The sequence below is a fragment of the Enterobacter sp. HK169 genome, from assembly GCF_001719105.1.
Taxonomy (GTDB): domain Bacteria; phylum Pseudomonadota; class Gammaproteobacteria; order Enterobacterales; family Enterobacteriaceae; genus Enterobacter; species Enterobacter asburiae_B.
This window is the reverse complement of sequence record NZ_CP017087.1, coordinates 3,457,534-3,480,598: the sequence shown is the minus strand read 5'-3', so window position 1 is coordinate 3,480,598 and position 23,065 is coordinate 3,457,534. Positions and strand designations below refer to the sequence as shown.

Sequence of the window (23,065 nt, the reverse complement as noted above, 5' to 3'; positions counted from 1 at the left end):
TTAGACTCCGCTCAGCCCTACACGGGTAATCTGGACGATCATTTCCACAATCTTTTTCGCCTGATCCATTCCGCCACCTATTGCCTTACACTCTTTAAACATCATCGGCAGAAGCTTCTTGCGGATGTCAGCCTCGATATTTTGCGGATTGATCGAGTTCTCAGCCACTGAGATATCAACAGCCTGGTCTACTTCAAAAGCAAGCTTCACCCATTTATCGATGACCTGAGGATCAGTAACGGCAAAAACCTCCGGCAGTACTTTTTTGTATACGCCAAAGTAAGCCTGTGCATGGTGATGACCGGCAAACACGTCGGGTATGTCGTTCAGCCGCCGTTCCTGTACCTGCTCCTCAAATTCACGAAATAGCATGTACTGCTTGAGAGGGTGATCAAACAGTTTTTCCGCCTCTTCAATAGCCAGACGCAGTAACTTCGAGAAGGCTTCCTGGGCATAAGGATCATCACGTAAATCCTGCTCAATCATGCGGGTTACACGGGTTTTGATAATATCCGTTTCGTTGCGAGTTTTATCCTCACTCCACTCTTCGGGCCGTTGTCCCATTTTGCTGACTTCATACACTCCATCAGGCTCGCGGACTTCTACACCAACAACGTGTTTATCCAGCAGCTTTTTAACCTGTTCCGTGTACTGATCATAATCTACCGTCTCACCGGCATCCTGCTTCACCAACTGACGCAGGCTGGTAAATTGCCTGAGCGTCTCTTTATAGTGCTGGCGGTCTTCTTCGCTGAAACTCTTATCCTCAAAGAAGGTAGCCGACTGCAACGCCACTTTCAGGCAGCTGGCAAATTGCGTGAGTGCCTCATAAAAGTCTTCACGGACTTTAAGATGCACATCAACCATCTCGCCATGCTTTTCTTCCGTGCGCGGCACCAGCACCTGACGGAGTTGCTCAATATCGTTTTTGTTTTTTACACCTGCGAAAATCGCCCACAGATTTTTATACAGCTGGGGAAGGCGCTTGTACTCCGTACTCATCTGGCCGTACAGCCCCACCAGATCGTCGATGTCAAACCCGCCCTGCGTGCGGGATGCAAGCTTCTGGTAATCCTCAATAGTGGTATCCAGCTCTTTGAGAATGCCCCGATAATCGATTAGCAGACCAAATTTTTTCTTAGGGTGGAGGCGGTTAACACGGGCTATTGCCTGAATAAGGTTATGCCCTTTAAGAGGCTTATCGATGTAAAGCACGGCATTTTTGGGTTCATCAAATCCGGTAAGTAACTTATCAACCACAATAAGAAGCTTCAGCGAATCATCTTTATCAAAACGCTCAATGACATTGCGCGTGTAAATCTGCTCATCCTGAGAGCCGACATTATCTTGCCACCATTTGGTCACATCAGGGATACCAGATTCATCCACTTCGGTATTACCTTCACGCGTGTCAGGAGAACTAATGACCACTGCAGACTCAAACAGCCCGGCTTCATCAAGGTACTTTTTGTATTTTATCGCTGCTGCTTTACTGTCACAGGCAAGTTGCCCTTTCAAACCATCATCAATGTTTTTGACAAAATGGTTGGCGATATCCAGTGCAATAAGGTGGATGCGATCATCTGCATTATAGACTTGCCCTTTATTAGCAAACTTACGCTTCAAGTCGGCTTTTTGTTTATCCGTTAACCCCTCGGTGATACGGTCAAACCAGCTATCTATAGCTCGTTCATTAACATTCAGCTCGGGGGGACGCTCTTCGTAGAGAAGCGGAGTGACAGTCTTGTCCTCTACCGCACGCTGCATGGTGTAAGCATGAACGATGGGACCAAATTTATTAGTGGTCTTATCATCTTTCAGCAACGGTGTACCGGTGAAAGCAACAAAGGCCGCGTTTGGTAGAGCCAGCTTCATGCGTTGATGACTCTCACCGCCATGGCTACGGTGGCCTTCATCAATCAGCACAATGATATCGGGGCTGGTATTCACGCACTCGGGCAGGCGGGTGGCCGTGTTAAATTTCTGAATCAACGAGAAGAGAATGCGCTCAGTCCCCCTGCCTATCTGTTCGGCTAAACGTCTGCCAGAGGTGGCAATGGCATCGGCTTTATCCCTTTTACCTGCCAGTTCCCCGGTTGAGATAAAGGTGCGACTGAGCTGGTTTTCCAAATCGACGCGATCGGTTACCACGATGATGCGGCACTGTTTGAGAGTTTCACTCAGAATCAGCGCCTTGCTGAGGAAAACCATCGTCAGCGACTTACCAGAACCCGTGGTATGCCAGATAACCCCACCGTTGCGGCTACCATCAGGATTCTTCGTTTCGATACGCTGCAGCAGTCGTTTGATACTGAATACCTGCTGATATCGGGCAATGACCTTACCGGCTTTCTTATCAAATAGCGTGAAGAAACGAGCCATATCCAGTAGACGTTCAGGTAAAAGCAGACTGATAAGTAGCTGGTCCTGGCCCGTTAAAGCCAGTTCACCCGCTGCAATCAGGTTCTGATACCATTTCAGGCAGGCAACCGGACGATGGCTGAAGATTGACTCCATCTGCTGTGCTATGAGCTTGCGGTTTTTGATGGCAAGCATCTCCAGATCGGAGATATCTTCTTCCCGCCATGTCGCCCAAAACTTAGTCGGTGTTCCGCAAGTCCCGTAACGTCCATCATGGCCGTTTATCGATAGTAAGATCTGGCTGTAGGCAAACAGTCGTGGAATTTCATCATGACGCTGGTTTCGCAGACTTTGAGAGATCCCCTCGTCAATAGTCGGCCCTTTTTTAGCATTGCCGTCCGGGCGCTTAGCCTCGATAACAACCAGCGGAATACCATTCACAAAGCAGACAATATCGGGCCTGCGTGCCTCAATACCGTTAGCGCGTGTCACGCTGAACTCTTCTGTGAAAACAAAGCTGTTGTTACGCGGGTTGTTCCAGTCGATCAACGAGATTGTTGGATTCGCCCGTTTGCCATCGATAAATTCCGTCACTGAAATGCCGTACAACAGATGGTTGTACAAGTGTTCATTGGCGGTAATTAATCCCTGGTTTAATGCCGGGCTATTAACTTCGGCGATTAGGCTATCAATCGCTTTATCGGAAATGACATGCTCTTTACCGGCAAAGATAAACGTTCTCTTGGCTAACTGTTCACGCAAAATCTGGTTTAAAACCACCTGATCTGCCTTGCCTGCTCGCGCAGACATGGCTTGCTGAGGTGAAATATATGTCCAGCCTAAATTGCTCAAGAGAGCCAGCGCCGGGAGCTTGGCGCTGTACTCTTCCTGGAATTTTGGCGCGATCTGCATGCTCATGATGTTCCCTTATCTTTATCGGCTTTCCAGTGCAGTAGCTCGGTAATATCCTTTTCACCCTCAGCCTCTTTTAACAAACGCCGCTGCTCTGCAAATCTTGCATATTCACCCTGAGCTTTTTCATCTGCCATTTTCTTACTGACAGTCCCAGCGCCCTGTAACACATTGCGGTCGTTGAACTGCAGGAATTGATCCAGCTTCTCCTGCCAGTCCTGCAAAAAAACCTGCTGACGTCGCAGCGCCTGATCTTCGGCATAGTCCAGCCACATATTCACTACACGGTTCAGCTCACTGACTTCTTTTTGGGTCAGATAATTCTTAGCAACCGTGACATCACCTTTTCGCACGTCATTGCCTTTATAGCTGGTGAGCCCCATATGAGGCTGGCTGGCATCTGCCCGCTGGTGGATTAGCTCAGCGGCTGTACGCCCAGTGCAAGCAAAGTGCAGTTTGTTCTGGATGGTTTGAAAGAAGAGGGTGGTCTCTTTCAGAGTCGGCTGATAATCAGCAGCCAGCGCGAAAATCTCCCGCACACGCAGATAGACGCGCCGCTCGCTGGCACGAATATCTCGGATACGTTCCAGCATCTCGTCAAAGTAGTCGGGCACCACAGAAGAGCCAACGGGCGGATTCTTCAACCGCTCGTCATCCATCACAAACCCTTTAATCAGATATTCCTGTAGGGTTTGCGTGGCCCACTGACGGAACTGAGTCCCCCGAACTGAGCGAACACGATAGCCTACAGCCAGTATGGCTTCGAGACTGTAGTGCTCTATCTCTCTGGAAACCTGACGCTTTCCTTCCTGGCGAACTATCCGGAATTTCCGGATAGTTGAATTTTGACCAAGTTCGCCTTCTGAAAAGATGTTGATAAGGTGCTCGTTGATGGTACGAACATCCTTATCATATAGCTCAGCCATGGATGCCTGAGTGAGCCAAAGCGTATCTGACTGAAAGCGACACTCAACGCGTGCGCGGCCATCTTCGCTTTGGAACAGCAGGAATTCACCTGCTGGAGGTTGAGGTAAGTGTTTATCAGTCATGCGGCGTCCACCTTAACCCGGCGTTTGCCGGTAAGCAATTGCTGCATCAGGGCTTTTTTTTCTTGTTTTAGGTAGCTGAGCTTTTGCTCTAGTGCTGTAATTTCTTTATCCGATCTTGATAAAAGATCGGCAATTTTTCGCTGCTCATCTACCGTCGGAAGAGAAAACTGTGCCTTGTTAATCCCCCCTATTGACAGCCCGAATCTTGTAGCACCTGTAGCTAAAGTGAAGAAGTAGTATCGTGTCTTCGGCATTGAAAAGAGATAATTAAGAAACGCACCAGAGACAGTAGATTTATTTGGCCTTATAATTGCCAAGTGATATCCACATAGGACACCGTTTAATTCCTCAGAAACTAGAGCCGGAACAGCAATATCTCCTGGCGTCTCAGAGTCTTTGGTAATTATCACATCATCAATCTGCAACATGTATTTTTTTATTTCACTACTGGTCGCTGTTGCTTTCATAAATTTGATATTTTTCGTTATTTCATTATTGTAATAAACATCAGTATAATTACAAAGCTCCACAGAAACCTCACCACTAACAGTTTTTTTATCTACAGGGCTGACAATAATTTTAGTAATATCTGATAGTTGATATTTTTTCCATTCATCGTTAAAACCATGGAGACGTTTAGTACCCGTGAGTAGTTTTTGCATCAGGCCCTTTTTCTGCTTTTTACTAGCTCTGATTAATTTATCAGTATTCATAATAGCCTGATCCCATATAGAGAGTATTTTGGCAATCTTTGTTTGCTCTGGCTGTGATGGTATTAATATCCTTAAGGACAATAGCTCTCCTTTTGTGATATTCTTCATTGAGCCACTAGTTCCCGTGGCCAATTTTGAAAGAGTATATCTAACATGCTCAGATGCTAAAACATAGCTTAACCATTTCATGTTAGCATCAGGTTTTGGAACGGTTTGCCATAGTTTGTCTGGTAAGAAAAGATCTTGATAATCTTTATCGATATATGCACTAGCGCCAACAAGTGATTCCGTATTACTTCTGCTAACTATAATTTGACCCGCACGAGGTTTTGTTTTAGCTCGTGATATTTCTGCTTTATCAATAACTTTAGATGCTTTTGGGTCAAAGCAACCATAAGACACAGCGCTCACCTTGAGCACTGATTTCTCACCAGGTTGAGCAAGACGATCTTCGCCGTTAACACTTACACCAGATTCCAAACCAATGAGTAAGTCTCCAACACATCCTTGAACCCAACCCTTAGGCACCATATCCCAACTCCTTCAAATACTTTTCCATTTCCACTTCAAGCTGAAATAGCTGCGTTTTTAATTGTTCACGTTCTGCACGCACAGCAATAAGATCTATTTCCTCTTCTTCCTCAAAAGTATCTACATAACGTGGAATATTCAGGTTGTAGTCGTTGTCGCGGATCTCCTGCAGACTGGCAAGATAAGCATATTTTTCGACGCTATCACCTTCACGGTAGATTTTAACGATTTTGGTAATATTTTCAGGGCTTAGCTGGTTTTGATTTTTACCTGATTTAAACTCACGACTGGCGTCGATAAACAACACGTTATCGTCCACTTTATTCTTTTTAAAGATCAGGATTGCAGCAGGTATACCTGTACCGAAGAATAACTTTTCTGGCAAACCAATCACCGCATCAAGGAGATTTTCTTCAATCAACTTCTGACGGATTTTTCCCTCACTGGAACCGCGGAACAACACTCCATGGGGAACCACCACCCCCATACGTCCGGTTTTCGGCTTCATGGTTTCGATCATATGAAGGATAAACGCAAAGTCACCCTTGGTTTTAGGCGGAAGCCCACGACGGAACCGACCATAATGATCGTCAGCCACATCATCAATCCCCCATTTCTCCAATGAGAAAGGTGGGTTAGCGGTAACCACATCAAACAGCATCAGATTGGCATTTTTATCGAGTAGCCTAGGATTGCGGATCGTATCACCCCACTCGATTTTATGGTTATCCTCGCCGTGCAGAAACATGTTCATTTTAGCCAGAGACCATGTTGAGCCAATCGCTTCCTGCCCGTAAAGTTCATAATTCTTACTGTGGTGTTGTTGAGCGACCCACTTACCACACTTCATCAGCAGTGAAGCAGAACCACAGGTTGGGTCACAGATAGATTCCCCTGGCTGTGGGTCAAGCAGCGCTGCGAGCAGATCTGACACTTCTGGTGGCGTGTAGTACTCTCCGGCTTTCTGGCCGCTATTCGCAGCAAACTTGCCAATCAAATATTCATAAGCGTTACCAATTACATCTAATCCCCCCACCCGGCTGGGCTTAAGATTCAGCTCTGGATGAGTGAAATCTTCGAGTAACTGCTTCAAAATCAGATTCTTTTGTTTTTCATCACCAAGCTTATTGGTATTAAATGAAATTTCCTGGAACACGCTCTTGCTGCCATCTTTCAGCTTAGTGCCGTTAGCTTCTTCAATTGCGTGTAGAGCTACATCGATACGTTCACCGTTACCCGCCTCACTTCGACGCTTATAGAGAGCATAAAAGCTAGCATCTTTAGGTAGAACGAAGCGTTCATTCTTCATCATCTCTTCAATTAGCTCTGGTTCATCCCCATACTGGGCTTTGTAGCCATCATAGTGATCCTGCCAAACATCCGAGATGTACTTCAGAAACAGCATAGTAAGAATGAAATCTTTGTAAGTATCAGGGCTGATAGTGCCACGGAAAGTGTCACATACGCCCCATAGCACGCGGTTGATGCGGTCCTGATCGATCATATTGCTCATAACAAGTTAATCCTTAAGTAATTTTTGCAAAATACCAAGCTCAAGCTGATGGCGATTTTCCTGTAACTTATTGATAAGTTCACCTTCTTTCTGCCATATACGCTGGAGCTCGATAAGCTGTAATTGAGTTTCAATAGGGGGAAGCGGGATAGCGACATCCAGCAGCGCTGATTTCGTTATTAACTGAATGTTGGTGCCACTCCGATGAAACCATTGCTGAATCATCGGATGGTTTAACAGCCAGCAAAGGTATTCGGGGGCAATCTCACTCTCTTTTCTTTTGAGACTAACAATCAGGAACTGGCTGGTAGCAACCACAGGAACCTGGCCACGATATACAACTGCCAGATTACGATTCCCTCTGGCGGCAACAACAATCTCCCCCTGTTCAAGAAATGGGGGAGCGATGCGTTGTTCCCACACGACAGTAGGTAATGCTTTGTCATTGAACTGCCAGTCCTGTTCAAGGTCTTTAATCTGTAACAGACGCACATCCCCTTCAGGGTCAGGCGTGATTGCTCCCCTTAGAGTGTGGCCTGAACGGATGCCTGCAATTTGACCTAACTTTTTTAAAGGTGTTGGCATACGGCCCCCCTGATTCATTGCACCATCCCTGGCGCATCCATTCTTAAGCGTGGCGATTATAAGTTGTTTTTAAGCCATTGAGAGATATTGTCAGAAAGCCCATACCACGCACTGTCTCCCCGCAAACCAGTGACGAGTAGACCATCATCGTTATCCATAAAGGCTTTGAGATAATCGCGAACTTGAGTTGCCGTTTGCTCGGTGACAATAATCCAGGTTGATTCCAGAGGATGACACCAGGTCCCATAAGACTTGATGCGCTCAATGAGCGGGGCATAGTCTTTCTGCTTTCGCAGATCGTAAGAAATTTGATAAGCTGACATAGATTTGATCTCCTAATTTAGACGTTTGGGTTTGAGTCAACGCGACAGATTGCAGTCTGTCGCACCTCACCACTCAACTCTGTAGTTCATGTACAGAGATAAAAATGGTGTGGTGAAGCTATGATTGAGCAAAAAGATCAGAATGTAAACTAAAAAATAATGCAGTAGCTGACCTACAGAGATGCATGCTCGTAAATCAGGTGCAAAAAAACAAACTTCTTACGACACAACCGATTGATTTTAAATCAATAAAAAATGATCGAGCATGAATGAAACATGCGCAAATATTTTTATGACTTGCGCACTTTTATGCTTTTTTTGTTAAATGTTCTGTGTAATATCATTCAACATTGACGCAAGATTATCCTATACACGTGCACCACACCCGTCTTCCCTCCAGATAGGCTGCATATTTATACATGCCACAAATGGCTTTCCGTTTGGTGAATACCAAATCGTTCTCGTTTGCTAAATTTACTTAGTCTTCAACTTAGCAAAGTCAAACGGACTAATTGATTTTTCTCGATTAATATCCAGATAATCAGCCCACCACTGCAACATCAACCTGCGCTCCCCCAAATGCTCGGCCTTATGAATATATGCCGCACGCACAGAGTTACGCTCTTGGTGGCTCATCTGCCGCTCTACTGCATCCCTCGACCACAATCCTGACTCAATCAGAGAACTACACGCCATCGTCCTGAAACCATGCCCACATACTTCCGTTTTCGTGTCATAACCCATCACTCTCAGCGCCTTGTTCACCGTATTCTCACTTAGGGGTTTACGTGGATCGTGATCACCAACAAAAATCAGCTCTCGATTCCCACTCATGCTTTTGATCTGTTCCAAAATGGCCAGAGCCTGCCGCGACAAGGGAACAAGATGTGGAGTACGCATCTTCGAACCTCGCTGAGAATGCTTGACTCCTTCCAGTGGCTTACGCTCACCGGGTATCGTCCACATAGCCGTTTCAAAATCCACTTCTGTCCAACGGGCAAAACGCAGCTCGCTTGAACGGATGAAAACCAACAAAGTGAGTTCAACCGCCAGTCGGGTTAACGGCCTGCCAGAATAGTGATCGATGCGGTGAAGCAATTCAGGAATGCGATTAAGTTCCAAAGCAGCACGATGCTGTCGTTTAGCTGTGGCGACCGCTCCAGCGATTTCTTGCGCAGGATTGTAATCGATTAAACCGCTCTGCACGGCAAATCGCATAATCGCGGTAGTACGCTGTTGCAAACGAGCCGCAACTTCGAGTCGTCCGGATGATTCCACCGCTTTGATGGGTACAAGAAGATCCCGCGTCTTCAAATCAGCAATGTTCCGCTTACCGATGGCAGTGAAGAGATTCTCTTCCAGGCTTTTCAATACACGAGCGCTATGTGATGCAGACCACTTCTGATTACTGGCGTGCCAGTCTCTGGCGACCACTTCAAACGTTATCGCTTCTTGCTCTTGCTCTACCTTAATAACTTTCTTATTTTCACTGGGATCAACGCCGCTAGCTAAGAGCTTACGAGCTTCGTCACGACGAGCCCTGGCATCAGCCAGCGACACTTCAGGGTATTTCCCTAAAGCCAGCATCTTCTCTTTACCGCCGAAGCGATAACGAAGACGCCAATATTTGGAACCGTTAGGGTGAACCAGCAAAACCATGCCTTCACCGTCAGTTAGTTTATAGGCTTTTGCTTCAGGCTTAGCCGAACGAACTTTCACATCACTTAGAGCCATGATGAGTATCCTTTCAAGGGTTCTGTGTGGGTACAAACATTATCGAACCGGGATATACCCGCAGTTGTACCCGCATCAGTAAGTTGATGTAGATTGAATCAGGTTGACTTAGGTTGAGTGAAAAAGCGAGGAAAGCCTTGCGGATACTGGATTTCAGGCACAAAAAAAGACGTCCGTTGACGTCTATTGATGTTCCGATGGTGCCGAAGGCCGGACTCGAACCGGCACGTATTTCTACGGTTGATTTTGAATCAACTGCGTCTACCGATTTCGCCACTTCGGCACTGAAGGGGATGCGGAAACGTTGTGGATTATACCTGTCGCGCGCCGCCATGCAAGCGACGACGCGCTAAACCCGCGCTAAGTGCCCAAAAAACCAGCGCCCTTCGTCACTCCAGTTCAGACACCGCCAGACGAATCACCCCCGCCGCCTTCTGCTCCGGCAGCGCCAGCACCTTCGCCCACATCTCCTGCACCATATCGCAGGAGAGCTTCTCTTTGCCCGCCGCCTTCTCCGGCATCTGCAGCAGCTGGATGTCCTCGCCGTACTTATCGGCAAGCTCCTTCATAATCGGTCGCACGTCCTCGACAGCCGCCTCGCGTTCGGCCGGGGTCACGGTGTGGCGGTTTTTGCCGTAGGCCGCGCGCATCATGTCGGCGTCTGCCTGCATGCGCCGCGCCATCAGGTCTTTATCCAGCATGCGCATCGGGTTCACGCCGCCCTTCACCGTCGGGTAGAGGAAGCGGAAGCAGGCGTCGTCGCTCACCTTCTGGATGGCGGCGGTCTGCTCCATGTTGATGGTCATGTAGTTCACCACGTTGGCGTCCGGGGCGTTCTGCAGGCGCGACATCTGCAGATGCAGGATCTGCGGCTGGATGGTGTCGATAATCTGCTGCTCCGGCTCGCCCGCTTTTTGCAGGGCGGCCATCTGGTCGAGGATGCGCTGATGCAGCGCGGGCTCCTGCTCCTTAATCACCTGCCAGGCGGGCATCGCGTTGAGGGCAGAATCCATCTGCCGTTCCGGAGCGCGCTGCCTGTCGAAGAACACCCAGAACGCCACGGCGGCGGCCACCACAACAACCATCACGGTACGGGTCCACGTTTTATTCATCTCGCATCCTTATCCTTGAATTATGCCGGTTTACACCGGCACACCGCTGTGGAAGCGAAACTCGTGGTCCGGTGTCGAGATAAGTGTGGCTTCAATTTCGCCAAAATGCTGTATGCGCGGAGAGATATCGTCGTCGCTCACCTGCTGGGCCAGCGTCAGGTAGTCCTGATAATGGCGCGCTTCCGAGCGCAGCAGCGAGAGATAGAACTTCTGCAGATCGTCGTCGAGGAACGGGGCCAGCGCGGCGAAGCGTTCGCAGGAGCGGGCTTCGATGTAGGCGCCGCAGATGAGCTTGTCGATCAGCGTCAGCGGTTCGTGGGTGCGCACGTCCTTCAGCATCCCTTTGGCGTAGCGGCTGGCGGTGATTTTGACGTACGGAATGTTGCGGGCCAGCATCGCCTCGCGCACCTGCCAGAAGTGGTGCAGCTCCTCTTTAATCAGCAGCACCATGCTGTCGATAAGCGACTGGCCCCACGGGTCATCGGTTTTGGGCATCACGCTTTTGCCAATCTGCCTGTGCAGGGCGACGAAGTCCGGCTCCGGGCCGTCGCGGAAGGTGAACTGTTCGTAGGGTTTGAGCCAGTCGAGCAGCGCGTCGGCACCGCTTTCGTCGGCGACGTATTTGCGCACCAGCAGCAGCGCAGTCTGGGCGGCCTTGAGCTCGCACACCATGTGGTCGGTGAGCAGCAGCGGCAGGTTCGCCGGGTCGCGGGCTTTATCAATCCATGCTTGCGGGGTCGGGCACTGGAGGAAGTTGAGTACGGGGGCGAGTATCTGCGGGTAATCCATGGTTCTGCCTTGAAAAAAGCGGTGGCGCGCGCCACCGCCTGAAACGCTTAGTGACGCACGCCGTCGTCGTCTTCGTCGATGTAATCTTCGTCGTCGCCTTCTTCGCCGTCTTCACCGTTCGGATCTTCGAAGTAGGTTCCCCAGCCGTCGTATTCCACTTCAAACTTCTCGGCCAGGTTCATCAGCTGTTCTACCTGCGCGTCGATCAGCTCCGCCTTCAGCGCGCCTTCGCTCAGGATGTCGCAGCAGATGACGGTGTCGCCCTCTTCCACTTCCAGCTCTTCCGGCTCGGTCACTTCGTAACCCAGCTTGAAGGCTTCCACGGCCAGTTTTTCCAGCGCGTCGAAATCATCCGCAGAGAAATGGTGCTCGATGGTGTACAGCGCGTCCGGATCGCTACCGTCTTCCAGCAGTTCTTCAATAATCAGACGCGTCTCTTCGCGTTGCTCTTCCAGGTGTTCCGGGTTTGCCATGGCTCAATCCTCTTTAAAGTGCGGCAGATACTTCTATTTTCACACACGGACGGGTTTGCCTCCACCTTTGTAAGAAAGAATTGTGAAACGGGGTTGCAAATGAATAATTACACATATAAAGTGAATTTTAATTCAATAAGTGGCGTTCGCCATGCGAGGATAAAATGTCCGATTTATACAAGAAACACTTTCTGAAACTGCTCGACTTTACCCCTGCACAGTTCACTTCTCTGCTGACCCTTGCCGCACAGCTCAAAGCCGATAAAAAAAATGGCAAGGAAGTACAGAAGCTTACCGGTAAAAACATCGCGCTCATCTTCGAAAAAGACTCGACCCGTACACGTTGCTCTTTCGAAGTTGCCGCATTTGACCAGGGCGCGCGCGTCACCTATTTAGGGCCGAGCGGCAGCCAGATTGGGCATAAAGAGTCAATTAAGGACACCGCGCGGGTTCTCGGGCGGATGTACGACGGCATTCAGTATCGCGGCCACGGCCAGGAAGTGGTCGAGACGCTGGCGCAGTACGCGGGCGTGCCGGTGTGGAACGGGCTGACCAACGAGTTCCACCCGACCCAGCTGCTGGCGGACCTGCTGACCATGCAGGAGCACCTGCCGGGCAAGGCGTTTAACGAGATGACGCTGGTCTACGCGGGCGATGCGCGCAACAACATGGGCAACTCGATGCTGGAAGCGGCGGCGCTGACCGGGCTGGATCTGCGCCTGGTGGCCCCGAAAGCCTGCTGGCCGGAAGAGAGCCTGGTGGCGGAGTGCAGCGCGCTGGCGGAGAAGCACGGCGGGAAGATCACGCTGACGGAAGACGTGGCGGCGGGCGTGAAGGGCGCGGACTTTATCTACACCGACGTCTGGGTGTCGATGGGCGAAGCCAAAGAGAAGTGGGCGGAGCGGATTGCGCTGCTGCGCGGGTATCAGGTGAACGCGCAGATGATGGCGCTGACCGGCAACCCGAACGTGAAGTTCCTGCACTGTCTGCCGGCGTTCCATGACGACCAGACCACGCTCGGCAAGCAGATGGCGAAAGAGTTCGACCTGCACGGCGGGATGGAAGTGACGGACGAGGTGTTTGAGTCGGCGGCGAGCATCGTGTTCGACCAGGCGGAAAACCGGATGCATACGATTAAGGCGGTGATGGTGGCGACGCTTGGGGAGTGAGCCTCTCTCTTACCTTGAGAGGGTGATTATCTGCTGAATTATTTTTCAGCAGATAATCATTTCCAGTTTACGCGCAAAAAAAATCATTTTACTGACGCATCCTCAGATAAGCATCAACCATGATATGTATTTATAATTTTATTAACCATTATTTATTAGATTGATGATGGTTAATATTAGATCATTATCAATTACAAACCATTGTAAATATCCGGTGTAATGTTTCCTTATTACTACGTTTCGTTAATAAAATAAGGATTATTTTATGTCATGGAATAAGCATGAAGCTGTGTCATATGCCCGCAGCCACGCACATCATAACAGTACGGGTTACTGCGCTCGCGCCGTCGCTGCAGCTATTCGTGCCGGAGGTTTGAAAATTGATGGTGCTGATGCAAAAAACTTCTGGCGCTCTCTTGAGAAGGCAGGATTCAGCAAGGTGTACGGCACACCCATTGAGGGTGATGTCGCAGTAATTGACGCATTACCAGGTGCGCATCAGAATGGGCATGCATGTATCTACGACGGATCGGGTACCTGGTATTCAGATTTTAAACAGAACAGCCTTTATCCCGGCCAGACATATCGTAAGATACAGCCAAAAATCACCCTTTACAGGCACTACTGATATGAAAAATATCTTACTGCTTCTCTTCATATTTTCTTTCTCTGTAATGGCTGGCCACTCTGACCCGATTGAGCGTGCTGTAAAATTTAACAGCTGGTACGTTAATCAAATCAACAAAGATGCATTTCCCATTACTGATGGAAACGAAATAGATAAATATGTCACAGCATCAACAATGAAAAAACTCCGTCATACGCAGGATCCGCGTTATGCCGACGAAGAGTTTTACGAAGCAGATATGTTTTTAAAAGCGCAATACGTTGGCGATGACTGGCCCCAGAATGTAACAGCCATAGCCGGGGATACCGATCCAGTTTGTGTCAACGTATACATTGCATTTGGCAAAAAGCAGGAGCACGTAGTCATAGACTGCATGGTTAAAGAAAACAACTTATGGAAGGTACAGTCAGTTTCTAATGCGGATTTTTCAAGAAATCTGGCTATCTCTAAATGAGCCAAACAAAGTTCTTATCACTCTAGTGGTTCAGTGCGCCTTTCTTGCCGGGTGGCGCTGCGCTTACCCGGCCTACTTTGTGCAACGATATCAATAATCGTAGGCCCGGTAAGCGCAGCGCCACCGGGCAAATCAAGCACCGATACGGCCCTCTCCCTGTGGGAAAGGGAGTAAACTCGTTTAGCCGATCAGCATCTTCACCACAACCTTGCGCACCTGCGCAGGCGCGCCCACCGCGCACAGCGGCTTGTGCACTTCACCCGGCCAGAACACCACAAAATCCCCTTCGCTCAGCACCACGGTTTTCTCCTGCTCGCCTTCCGGCAGGAACGCGATGTCTTTGTCCGTCAGCCAGTTGGTGTCCGGCGTGCCGTGCGGCAGGGTGCTGAACGTCATTCCTTCCTGACCCTTCATCACGATCTGGATATCCAGATAGCGCGCGTGGTACTCGGCGCGGCGATCGGCGAACGGCTGGGTCATATCTTCCGAGACCAGATAGAACAGGCTGCTGCCGTTGATGTCGTGCTTGCCGAGCGGCGTGGCGTCAGTGACGTGGGCTTTAACGTGCTCAATCGCCTGGCGCAGCTCGTCAGGCAGCCAGGGCTGCAGATGGTGGATGTTGCCGATAATCATGTGAAATCCCTCTACGTAAAACAACGTTTCATTTTTATCTTTTATACGAGAGTTAAGACTGCCATACCAGCCCTTTTTCGAAGAGGTTTGCGCGAGCGCATGTTTATCGGGAAAGGTGTTAACCCACTGTTAATCCTGTCCAGGCAATTATGCAGGGGTTATGCATAACCTCGATCAGCGCTTATCGCCCGACTCTTCTAACCTCTTGATCATGCTCTCTAATTAACAAAACCCGTTGCCGCCTCACACTTTACTATTTTGATAATTTGCTCTAAAAAACCATAATTATTTATTGATTTCTCTTAAGTCAAAAATAGTTAATTACGTTAATTGCATAGCCATTCTTTATTATAATATTTATCATTTAAAATCATCCACATAACGATATCTTTCACACTATTAAAATCTACAAAATAATAACAACCTCGAATAATGCCAGCGGATCCTGCTTAGCTATTCACCCCTCAATAATATGAAATTAATCATTATCTGACGCGAATCATGCAAATGAAAACAAACCCCTTAATATCCAGTTTCGCGTGAGCGATATCACAATACGGATTATTTAACTGCCTAGTATGAATCACGAAATCAATTGAGCTTAGCCGCCATGAAATTAAACACATCACATGGCGCATGCCCTTTTTATTCTGAAAAACAGTTAAAGGAATAATTATGGAAAAGCATTACGTCGGTTCTGAAATTGGTCAATTGCGTAGCGTTATGCTGCATCGTCCTAATTTAAGTCTGAAACGTTTAACGCCATCAAACTGTCAGGAGCTGCTTTTCGATGACGTGCTCTCGGTTGAGCGGGCGGGTGAGGAGCATGACATCTTCGCAAACACGCTGCGCGAGCAGGGTGTGGAAGTCCTGCTGTTGACCGACCTTCTGACACAAACCCTTGATATTGCAGAAGCGAAAGCCTGGCTTCTGGATACCCAAATCTCCGACTACCGCCTCGGCCCAACCTTTGCCGGCGACGTGCGCGGCTGGCTGGCGGATATGCCGCACCGCGAACTGGCGCGCAGATTAAGCGGCGGATTAACCTACGGCGAAATTCCGGCGGCCATTAAAAATATTGTGGTGGATACCCACACGGCGAATGATTTTATTATGAAGCCGCTGCCGAACCATTTATTTACCCGCGATACCTCGTGCTGGATTTATAACGGCGTCTCTATTAACCCAATGGCGAAACCGGCCCGTCAGCGTGAAACGAATAACCTGCGGGCAATATATCGCTGGCATCCGGCGTTTGCCGACGGCGATTTTATTAAGTATTTCGGCGACGAGAATATTAATTACGACCACGCCACGCTAGAAGGCGGCGACGTACTGGTGATTGGCCGCGGGGCGGTATTAATCGGCATGTCCGAGCGCACGACGCCGCAGGGCGTGGAGTTCCTCGCCAACAGCCTGTTCAAACATCGTCAGGCCGAGCGCGTGATCGCCGTTGAGCTGCCAAAACACCGCTCCTGCATGCACCTCGACACCGTCATGACCCACATCGACGTGGACACCTTCTCCGTCTACCCGGAAGTGGTGCGCAAGGACGCCCAGTGCTGGACGCTCACCCCGGACGGACGCGGCGGCCTGCTGCGCACCCAGGAAACCGACCTGCTGCACGCCATCGAGAAAGCGCTCGGCATTAACCAGGTGCGCCTGATCACCACCGGCGGCGACGCCTTTGAAGCCGAACGCGAGCAGTGGAACGACGCCAACAACGTGCTGACCATTCGCCCGGGCGTGGTGATCGGCTACGAGCGCAACGTCTGGACCAACGAGAAGTACGACAAAGCGGGCATCACCGTGCTGCCTATCCCGGGCGATGAGCTCGGACGCGGCCGCGGCGGCGCGCGCTGCATGAGTTGCCCGCTGGAACGCGACGGAATTTAAAGGAGCCATCATGGAACGAAAACCCACTCTGGTTGTGGCCCTGGGCGGCAACGCGCTGCTCAAGCGCGGCGAGCCGCTGGAAGCCGAAATCCAGCGCCAGAACATCGAGCAGGCCGCGCGCACCATCGCCGGATTAACAGAACAGTGGCGCGTGGTGCTGGTGCACGGCAACGGGCCGCAGGTCGGGCTGCTGGCGCTGCAGAACAGCGCCTACGACAAAGTCACGCCCTACCCGCTGGACGTTCTCGGCGCCGAAAGCCAGGGAATGATCGGCTACATGCTCCAGCAGGCGCTGAAAAACAATCTGCCGCAGCGCGAGGTGAGCGTCCTGCTCACGCAGGTGGAAGTGGACGCCGCCGACCCGGCCTTCAGCAACCCGACAAAATACATCGGCCCGGTGTACAGCGAAGCCCAGGCAAAAATGCTGGCCGCGGAAAAAGGCTGGGTGTTCAAGGCCGACGGCAGCTACGTCCGCCGCGTGGTGCCGTCACCGCAGCCGAAGCGCATCGTCGAGAGCGACGCCATCACGGCGCTGATCCAGCGCGATCACCTGGTGATCTGCAATGGCGGCGGCGGCGTGCCGGTAGTGGAGAACGCCAACGGCTATCGCGGCATTGAGGCGGTGATCGACAAAGACCTCTCCGCCGCCCTGCTGGCGCGCCAGATCGAGGCCGACGCCCTGCTGATCCTGACCGATGCCGACGCGGTGTACCTCGACTGGGGCAAGCCGACCCAGCGCCCGCTGGCGCAGGTGACGCCGGAGCTGCTCAGAGGCATGCAGTTCGACGCCGGATCGATGGGGCCGAAAGTGGCCGCCTGCCGCGAGTTTGTAGAAGCCTGCAACGGCATTGCCGGGATCGGCGCGCTGGCCGACGGCGCGGAGATCCTGGCGGGCGAGAAAGGCACGTTGATTCGTAACTGAGTCGTTTTCCCCTCACCCTAACCCTCTCCCTAAGGGAGAGGGAATGTAAGCCCCCCTCTCCCTGTGGGAGAGGGCCGGGGTGAGGGCATCAGACAGCTAATTTTTAAAAGGATTTCCCACATGACCATCAACCTGAAAAACCGCAACTTCCTGAAACTGCTGGACTACACCCCGGCGGAGATCCAGTACCTGATCGACCTCGCCATCGAGCTGAAGGCCGCCAAAAAAGCCGGGCGCGAAAAGCAAACCCTGGTCGGGAAAAACATCGCCCTGATTTTTGAAAAAACCTCCACCCGCACCCGCTGCGCATTCGAAGTGGGCGCGTTCGACCAGGGCGCGCAGGTGACCTATCTCGGCCCAAGCGGCTCGCAGATCGGCCATAAAGAGTCGATGAAGGACACCGCCCGCGTGCTGGGCCGCATGTATGACGGCATCGAATACCGCGGCTACGGCCAGGCCATCGTCGAAGAGCTGGGCGAATACGCGGGCGTGCCGGTGTGGAACGGCCTGACCGACGAGTTCCACCCAACGCAGATCCTCGCCGACCTGATGACCATGCTGGAGCACGCGCCGGGCAAAACCCTGCCGGAGCTGAGCTTTGCCTACCTGGGCGACGCGCGCAACAACATGGGCAACTCGCTGATGGTCGGCGCGGCCAAGATGGGGATGGATATCCGCCTCGTCGCGCCGAAATCCTTCTGGCCGGAAGCCGGGCTGGTTGAGCAGTGCCGCGCCATCGCGAAAGAGACGGGCGCGCGCATCACCCTCACCGACGACGTAGAAGAAGGCGTGCGGGGGACCGATTTCCTCTACACCGACGTGTGGGTCTCCATGGGCGAGCCGAAGGAAGCCTGGGCCGAGCGCGTCAGCCTGATGAAGCCGTATCAAATCAACGCGGACGTGATGAAGGCCACCGGCAACCCGAACGTCAAGTTTATGCACTGCCTGCCGGCGTTCCACAACGAACACACCAAAGTGGGCCGCGAGATCGAGATGGCCTACGGCCTGAAGGGGCTGGAGGTGACGGAAGAGGTCTTCGAATCACCGAACTCCATCGTCTTCGACGAAGCAGAGAACCGCATGCACACCATTAAAGCGGTCATGGTGGCGACACTCGGCGACTAATCACCGCCCGGCGCGCCGCGGGGTGCGCCGGGTTTAAGGAGAACATCATGGGCAAGTTTAAGTTTCCCTCCGCTTACACCATTCTCTTTTTCCTGATTGCCGTTGTGGCGGCGCTGAGCTGGGTCGTCCCCGCCGGTCAGTACCAGATGGCGATGAACGAAACCCTCGGTAAAGAAGTCCCGATTGCCGGAACGTACGCGCACGTGGCGGCACATCCGCAGGGGCTGGTTTCCGTCCTGATGGCGCCCATCGCCGGGCTGTACGATCCGGTCTCCGGCCAGGCCGGGGCGATCGACGTCGCGCTGTTTATCCTGATCATCGGCGGTTTTCTCGGGATCGTCACCAAAACCGGGGCGATTGACGCCGGGATCGAACGCGTCACTACGCGACTGCGCGGGCGCGAGGAGTGGATAATCCCGATCCTGATGGCGCTGTTTGCCGCAGGCGGCACGATTTACGGCATGGCCGAAGAGTCGCTGCCGTTCTACACCCTGCTGGTACCGGTGATGCTGGCCGCCCGGTTCGATCCGGTTGTCGCCGCGTCCACCGTGCTGCTCGGGGCGGGGATCGGCACGCTCGGCTCTACCATTAACCCGTTTGCCACGGTGATCGCCGCCAACGCCGCCGGGATCCCCTTAACTAACGGCATCGCCCTGCGCGTGGCGCTGCTGGTCATCGGCTGGGTCATCTGCGTGGCGTGGGTGATGCGTTACGCCCGTAAGGTGCGCCAGGATCCGTCGCTGTCGATCGTCGCAGACAAACAGGAAGAGAACCGCGCCCACTTCCTCGGCGACAAGGGCGAACAGTCGCTGGAATTCACCCCGGTGCGCAAAATCATCCTGGTGATTTTCGCCCTCGCCTTCGCGGTGATGATCTACGGCGTGGCGGTGCTGGGCTGGTGGATGGCGGAGATCTCGGCGGTGTTTCTCGCCAGCGCGATTATCGTCGGCCTGATTGCCCGCATGAGCGAAGAGGAGCTGACGTCGACGTTTATCAACGGCGCGCGAGATTTGCTGGGCGTCGCGCTGATTATCGGCATCGCGCGCGGTATCGTAGTCATCATGGATAAGGGCATGATTACCCACACCATTTTGCACAGCGCGGAAGGGCTGGTCAGCGGGTTGTCCACGGTAGCGTTTATTAACGTGATGTACTGGCTGGAGGTCGTGCTGTCGTTTCTTGTGCCTTCTTCATCCGGCCTGGCCGTTCTGACGATGCCGATCATGGCGCCGCTTGCCGATTTCGCTAACGTCAACCGCGACCTGGTGGTGACGGCTTACCAGTCGGCCTCCGGTATCGTTAACCTCGTCACGCCCACTTCTGCCGTCGTGATGGGCGGGCTGGCTATCGCCCGCGTGCCCTACGTGCGCTATCTGAAATGGGTGGCGCCGCTGCTGGGCATTTTAACGGTGGTGATTATGGTGGCGTTAAGTCTGGGTGCCTTGTTGTGATTTGCCGGATGGCGCTGCGCTTATCCGGCCTACGGATCGGTGCGGTGCCACCGGTTATTTCAGGAACTGATATGGGAACTATGATGGATTACGAAGAGTACTCTCCCAAAGAGCAACTACAGCTGACGGTCTGCCAGCGCCTGATCGCAGAAAAGAGCTATCTCTCTCAGGAGGAGATCCGCCGGGATTTGCAGGAGCGTGGTTTTGAGACCATCAGCCAGTCCACCGTTTCACGTCTGCTTAAATTGCTCGGCGTCATAAAAATTCGAAATGCCAAAGGGCTAAAGATTTATTCGCTGAATCCCCAGCTGCGCCCTGCCCCCGACGCCGCGCGTACCGTGTCCGAAATGGTGGTCAGCGTCGAGCACAATAGCGAGTTTATCCTTGTTCATACCGTCGCCGGATATGGCCGCGCGGTGGCGCGTATTCTGGATTATCACCAGCTGCCGGAAATTTTAGGCGTGGTGGCCGGTAGCAGTATCGTCTGGGTCGCTCCCCGGGTCGTGAAGCGCACCGCACTGGTGCATAAGCAAATTAATTATTTACTCAGAACGCATTAATATTCATAAAGAACCGTTTGCATTGAGTAAAGCGTGCATTAAATCGCTTGATCCGAAAAGCGAGCTGCGTATAATGCCCGACAATTTGCCGGGAGGAAGCATGGTCAAGCGTGTACGACATAACGTCTTACCGCGTCTGAAATCAGACGCTGGCCTGCCGTTTTTCTTCCCGTTGCTAAACCTATTCCCAGAGCCCCTCATTTGAGGGGCTTTTTTTTGCCCGGCGTCAGGAGATAAACATGAATCCGCTTTATCAAAAACACATCATTTCCATAAACGACCTCAGCCGCGAAGAGCTGGAACTGGTTCTGGAAACCGCGGCAAAACTGAAGGCCAATCCGCAACCGGAGCTGCTGAAGCACAAGGTGATTGCGAGCTGCTTCTTCGAAGCCTCGACCCGCACCCGCCTCTCCTTTGAAACCTCCATGCACCGCCTGGGCGCGAGCGTGGTGGGCTTCTCGGACAGCAGCAACACGTCGCTGGGTAAAAAAGGCGAAACCCTGGCGGACACCATTTCAGTGATCAGCACCTACGTCGACGCGATTGTGATGCGTCATCCGCAGGAGGGCGCGGCGCGCCTGGCGACCGAGTTTTCCGGCGGCATTCCGGTGCTGAACGCCGGTGACGGTGCCAACCAGCACCCAACGCAGACCCTGCTGGATCTGTTCACCATTCAGGAGACGCAGGGCAAGCTCGAGAACCTGAATATCGCCATGGTCGGCGACCTGAAATATGGCCGCACCGTCCACTCCCTGACCCAGGCGCTGGCGAAATTTAACGGCAACCGCTTCTTCTTCATCGCCCCGGACGCGCTGGCGATGCCGCAGTACATTCTCGACATGCTGGACGAAAAAGGCATTCAGTGGAGCCTGCACGCCAGCATCGAAGAGGTGATGAGCCACGTGGATATTCTCTACATGACCCGCGTGCAAAAAGAGCGTCTGGATCCGTCCGAATACGCCAACGTGAAGGCACAGTTCGTGCTGCGCGCCAGCGACCTCGAGGGCGCGCGCGACAACATGAAGGTGCTGCATCCGCTGCCGCGCATCGATGAGATCACCACAGACGTGGATAAGACGCCGCACGCCTGGTACTTCCAGCAGGCCGGGAACGGCATCTTCGCCCGCCAGGCGTTACTGGCACTGGTTCTGAATCGCGAATTGGCACTGTAAGGGGAAACGACCATGACACACGATAACAAACTCCAGGTTGAAGCCATCAAGCGCGGCACCGTGATTGACCACATCCCTGCGCAGGTGGGCTTTAAGCTGCTGACGCTGTTCAAACTGACCGAAACCGACCAGCGCATCACCATCGGCCTGAACCTGCCGTCGGGCGAGATGGGCCGCAAAGACCTGATTAAAATCGAGAACACCTTCCTGACCGACGAGCAGGTCAACCAGCTGTCGCTGTACGCGCCGGACGCCACCGTCAACCGCATCGACGAGTATGAAGTGGTCGGCAAATCCCGTCCGAGCCTGCCGGATCGCATTGAAAGCGTGCTGGTCTGCCCAAACAGCAACTGCATCAGTCATGCTGAGCCGGTTTCTTCCAGCTTTGCAGTGAAAAAACGCGCCGATGACATCGCGCTCAAATGCAAATACTGCGAAAAAGAGTTTTCTCATTATGTGGTGCTGGCCAACTAATTGAGGTTGGTAATGAAATCCCGGCTGTTATAATGGCCGGGAACATTCTTAACGCTGTAATTCTGGAGAAAACATGAGCAAAGTACTCGCGACGGAAAATGCACCAGCGGCTATCGGCCCTTACGTTCAGGGCGTTGATCTGGGTAGCATGATCATCACTTCCGGTCAGATCCCGGTGAACCCAAAAACCGGCGCGGTGCCGGAAGACGTCGCGGCACAGGCCCGTCAGTCGCTGGAAAACGTGCAGGCTATCGTTGAATCTGCCGGTCTGAAAGTGGGCGATATCGTGAAAACCACCGTTTTCGTGAAGGATCTGAACGATTTCGCGACCGTTAACGCCACTTACGAAGCGTTCTTCACCGAGCACAACGCCACCTTCCCGGCGCGCTCCTGCGTGGAAGTGGCCCGTCTGCCAAAAGACGTGAAAATTGAAATCGAAGCGATTGCAGTACGTCGCTAATTCGCTTTGGCGATAAAAAAAGGCAG

Annotated in this window: 24 protein-coding genes, 1 tRNA gene and 1 pseudogene; 13 read left to right on the top strand and 13 right to left on the bottom strand. The window is 52.1% G+C overall.

Annotated elements, in window-relative coordinates:
* The 11 genes from EnteroDNA1_RS16525 to rraB all read right to left on the bottom strand — a co-directional run bounded on the left by EnteroDNA1_RS16525 (position 1) and on the right by rraB (position 12,095).
* Complete coding sequence (locus EnteroDNA1_RS16525; protein WP_069303581.1) at positions 1 to 3,279, bottom strand: type I restriction endonuclease subunit R; 3,279 nt, start codon at positions 3,277 to 3,279, stop codon at positions 1 to 3.
* Complete coding sequence (locus tag EnteroDNA1_RS16520) at positions 3,276 to 4,322, bottom strand: virulence RhuM family protein (RefSeq protein WP_069303580.1); 1,047 nt, start codon at positions 4,320 to 4,322, stop codon at positions 3,276 to 3,278. The genes EnteroDNA1_RS16525 and EnteroDNA1_RS16520 overlap by 4 nt, the downstream gene beginning before the upstream one ends.
* Positions 4,319 to 5,566 (bottom strand): restriction endonuclease subunit S, encoded by a 1,248-nt coding sequence (locus tag EnteroDNA1_RS16515; protein ID WP_069303579.1) that lies wholly within the window; start codon positions 5,564 to 5,566, stop codon positions 4,319 to 4,321. The genes EnteroDNA1_RS16520 and EnteroDNA1_RS16515 overlap by 4 nt, the downstream gene beginning before the upstream one ends.
* Complete coding sequence (locus EnteroDNA1_RS16510; protein ID WP_069303578.1) at positions 5,556 to 7,079, bottom strand: type I restriction-modification system subunit M; 1,524 nt, start codon at positions 7,077 to 7,079, stop codon at positions 5,556 to 5,558. The genes EnteroDNA1_RS16515 and EnteroDNA1_RS16510 overlap by 11 nt, the downstream gene beginning before the upstream one ends.
* A gap of 6 nt (positions 7,080 to 7,085) precedes the next feature.
* Positions 7,086 to 7,664, bottom strand: a complete 579-nt coding sequence (locus EnteroDNA1_RS16505) for a restriction endonuclease subunit S (protein ID WP_069303936.1) — start codon at positions 7,662 to 7,664, stop codon at positions 7,086 to 7,088.
* 56 nt (positions 7,665 to 7,720) lie between these two features.
* Entirely contained in the window at positions 7,721 to 7,987 is a 267-nt protein-coding gene (locus tag EnteroDNA1_RS16500; protein ID WP_069303577.1) for a hypothetical protein, read from the bottom strand.
* A gap of 474 nt (positions 7,988 to 8,461) precedes the next feature.
* Positions 8,462 to 9,721 (bottom strand): tyrosine-type recombinase/integrase, encoded by a 1,260-nt coding sequence (locus EnteroDNA1_RS16495; protein ID WP_069303576.1) that lies wholly within the window; start codon positions 9,719 to 9,721, stop codon positions 8,462 to 8,464.
* Between the two features lie 198 nt (positions 9,722 to 9,919).
* A tRNA-Leu gene (locus EnteroDNA1_RS16490) sits at positions 9,920 to 10,004 on the bottom strand.
* 106 nt (positions 10,005 to 10,110) lie between these two features.
* Entirely contained in the window at positions 10,111 to 10,833 is a 723-nt protein-coding gene (locus EnteroDNA1_RS16485) for a hypothetical protein (protein WP_032662492.1), read from the bottom strand.
* Positions 10,834 to 10,863: 30 nt separating this feature from the next.
* Entirely contained in the window at positions 10,864 to 11,622 is a 759-nt protein-coding gene (miaE, locus tag EnteroDNA1_RS16480; protein ID WP_069303575.1) for a tRNA isopentenyl-2-thiomethyl-A-37 hydroxylase MiaE, read from the bottom strand.
* Between the two features lie 47 nt (positions 11,623 to 11,669).
* Positions 11,670 to 12,095 carry a ribonuclease E inhibitor RraB gene (rraB, locus tag EnteroDNA1_RS16475; RefSeq protein WP_069303574.1) on the bottom strand — a complete coding sequence of 142 codons (426 nt, stop codon included), beginning with the start codon at positions 12,093 to 12,095 and terminating at the stop codon, positions 11,670 to 11,672.
* A 99-nt stretch (positions 12,096 to 12,194) separates the two neighbouring features.
* Here rraB and argL point away from each other — a divergent pair, with 99 nt between their 5' ends.
* From argL to EnteroDNA1_RS16460, 4 genes are all read left to right on the top strand, one after another.
* Positions 12,195 to 12,290 (top strand): putative translational regulatory protein ArgL, encoded by a 96-nt coding sequence (gene argL / locus EnteroDNA1_RS22590; RefSeq protein WP_213328991.1) that lies wholly within the window; start codon positions 12,195 to 12,197, stop codon positions 12,288 to 12,290.
* The gene (gene argF, locus EnteroDNA1_RS16470) at positions 12,260 to 13,264 is read left to right on the top strand and encodes an ornithine carbamoyltransferase (protein WP_023299201.1); all 1,005 of its coding nucleotides are present in this window, start codon (positions 12,260 to 12,262) and stop codon (positions 13,262 to 13,264) included. Before argL ends, argF (EnteroDNA1_RS16470) begins: the two co-directional genes overlap by 31 nt.
* A gap of 265 nt (positions 13,265 to 13,529) precedes the next feature.
* Positions 13,530 to 13,892, top strand: a complete 363-nt coding sequence (locus tag EnteroDNA1_RS16465) for a hypothetical protein (protein WP_033144509.1) — start codon at positions 13,530 to 13,532, stop codon at positions 13,890 to 13,892.
* 1 nt (position 13,893) lies between these two features.
* Positions 13,894 to 14,346 (top strand): DUF3828 domain-containing protein, encoded by a 453-nt coding sequence (locus tag EnteroDNA1_RS16460; RefSeq protein WP_069303573.1) that lies wholly within the window; start codon positions 13,894 to 13,896, stop codon positions 14,344 to 14,346.
* 180 nt (positions 14,347 to 14,526) lie between these two features.
* Here EnteroDNA1_RS16460 and EnteroDNA1_RS16455 read toward each other — a convergent pair whose 3' ends face one another.
* Positions 14,527 to 14,979: a YhcH/YjgK/YiaL family protein gene (locus tag EnteroDNA1_RS16455; RefSeq protein WP_069303572.1), complete on the bottom strand. Its 453-nt coding sequence runs from the start codon at positions 14,977 to 14,979 to the stop codon at positions 14,527 to 14,529.
* A 675-nt stretch (positions 14,980 to 15,654) separates the two neighbouring features.
* Between EnteroDNA1_RS16455 and arcA the strand changes: the two genes are divergently transcribed.
* The 5 genes from arcA to EnteroDNA1_RS16430 all read left to right on the top strand — a co-directional run bounded on the left by arcA (position 15,655) and on the right by EnteroDNA1_RS16430 (position 20,933).
* Positions 15,655 to 16,875: an arginine deiminase gene (gene arcA / locus EnteroDNA1_RS16450; RefSeq protein WP_069303571.1), complete on the top strand. Its 1,221-nt coding sequence runs from the start codon at positions 15,655 to 15,657 to the stop codon at positions 16,873 to 16,875.
* A 10-nt stretch (positions 16,876 to 16,885) separates the two neighbouring features.
* Positions 16,886 to 17,797 (top strand): carbamate kinase, encoded by a 912-nt coding sequence (arcC, locus tag EnteroDNA1_RS16445; RefSeq protein WP_023334319.1) that lies wholly within the window; start codon positions 16,886 to 16,888, stop codon positions 17,795 to 17,797.
* 120 nt (positions 17,798 to 17,917) lie between these two features.
* Positions 17,918 to 18,922 carry an ornithine carbamoyltransferase gene (gene argF / locus EnteroDNA1_RS16440; RefSeq protein WP_023310201.1) on the top strand — a complete coding sequence of 335 codons (1,005 nt, stop codon included), beginning with the start codon at positions 17,918 to 17,920 and terminating at the stop codon, positions 18,920 to 18,922.
* 47 nt (positions 18,923 to 18,969) lie between these two features.
* The gene (locus EnteroDNA1_RS16435) at positions 18,970 to 20,373 is read left to right on the top strand and encodes a YfcC family protein (protein WP_069303570.1); all 1,404 of its coding nucleotides are present in this window, start codon (positions 18,970 to 18,972) and stop codon (positions 20,371 to 20,373) included.
* Positions 20,374 to 20,453: 80 nt separating this feature from the next.
* On the top strand, positions 20,454 to 20,933 hold the full coding sequence (locus EnteroDNA1_RS16430; RefSeq protein WP_029739272.1) for an arginine repressor: 480 nt from the start codon (positions 20,454 to 20,456) through the stop codon (positions 20,931 to 20,933).
* A gap of 3 nt (positions 20,934 to 20,936) precedes the next feature.
* On the opposite strand, the pseudogene EnteroDNA1_RS22380 reads toward EnteroDNA1_RS16430, so the two are convergent.
* Positions 20,937 to 21,054 (bottom strand): annotated as a pseudogene (locus EnteroDNA1_RS22380) (hypothetical protein).
* On the opposite strand from EnteroDNA1_RS22380, the gene EnteroDNA1_RS22035 reads away from it, so the two are divergent.
* The 4 genes from EnteroDNA1_RS22035 to ridA all read left to right on the top strand — a co-directional run bounded on the left by EnteroDNA1_RS22035 (position 21,034) and on the right by ridA (position 23,039).
* Positions 21,034 to 21,138 carry a pyrBI operon leader peptide gene (locus tag EnteroDNA1_RS22035; protein WP_022646880.1) on the top strand — a complete coding sequence of 35 codons (105 nt, stop codon included), beginning with the start codon at positions 21,034 to 21,036 and terminating at the stop codon, positions 21,136 to 21,138. The pseudogene EnteroDNA1_RS22380 and the gene EnteroDNA1_RS22035 overlap by 21 nt on opposite strands.
* Before the next feature lie 34 nt (positions 21,139 to 21,172).
* A complete protein-coding gene (pyrB, locus tag EnteroDNA1_RS16425) occupies positions 21,173 to 22,105 on the top strand; it encodes an aspartate carbamoyltransferase (protein WP_023310198.1) in 933 nt (310 codons plus the stop codon).
* Between the two features lie 12 nt (positions 22,106 to 22,117).
* Positions 22,118 to 22,579 (top strand): aspartate carbamoyltransferase regulatory subunit, encoded by a 462-nt coding sequence (gene pyrI, locus EnteroDNA1_RS16420; RefSeq protein WP_023310197.1) that lies wholly within the window; start codon positions 22,118 to 22,120, stop codon positions 22,577 to 22,579.
* A gap of 73 nt (positions 22,580 to 22,652) precedes the next feature.
* A complete protein-coding gene (ridA, locus tag EnteroDNA1_RS16415) occupies positions 22,653 to 23,039 on the top strand; it encodes a 2-iminobutanoate/2-iminopropanoate deaminase (protein ID WP_008501391.1) in 387 nt (128 codons plus the stop codon).
* Positions 23,040 to 23,065: the final 26 nt, after the last annotated feature.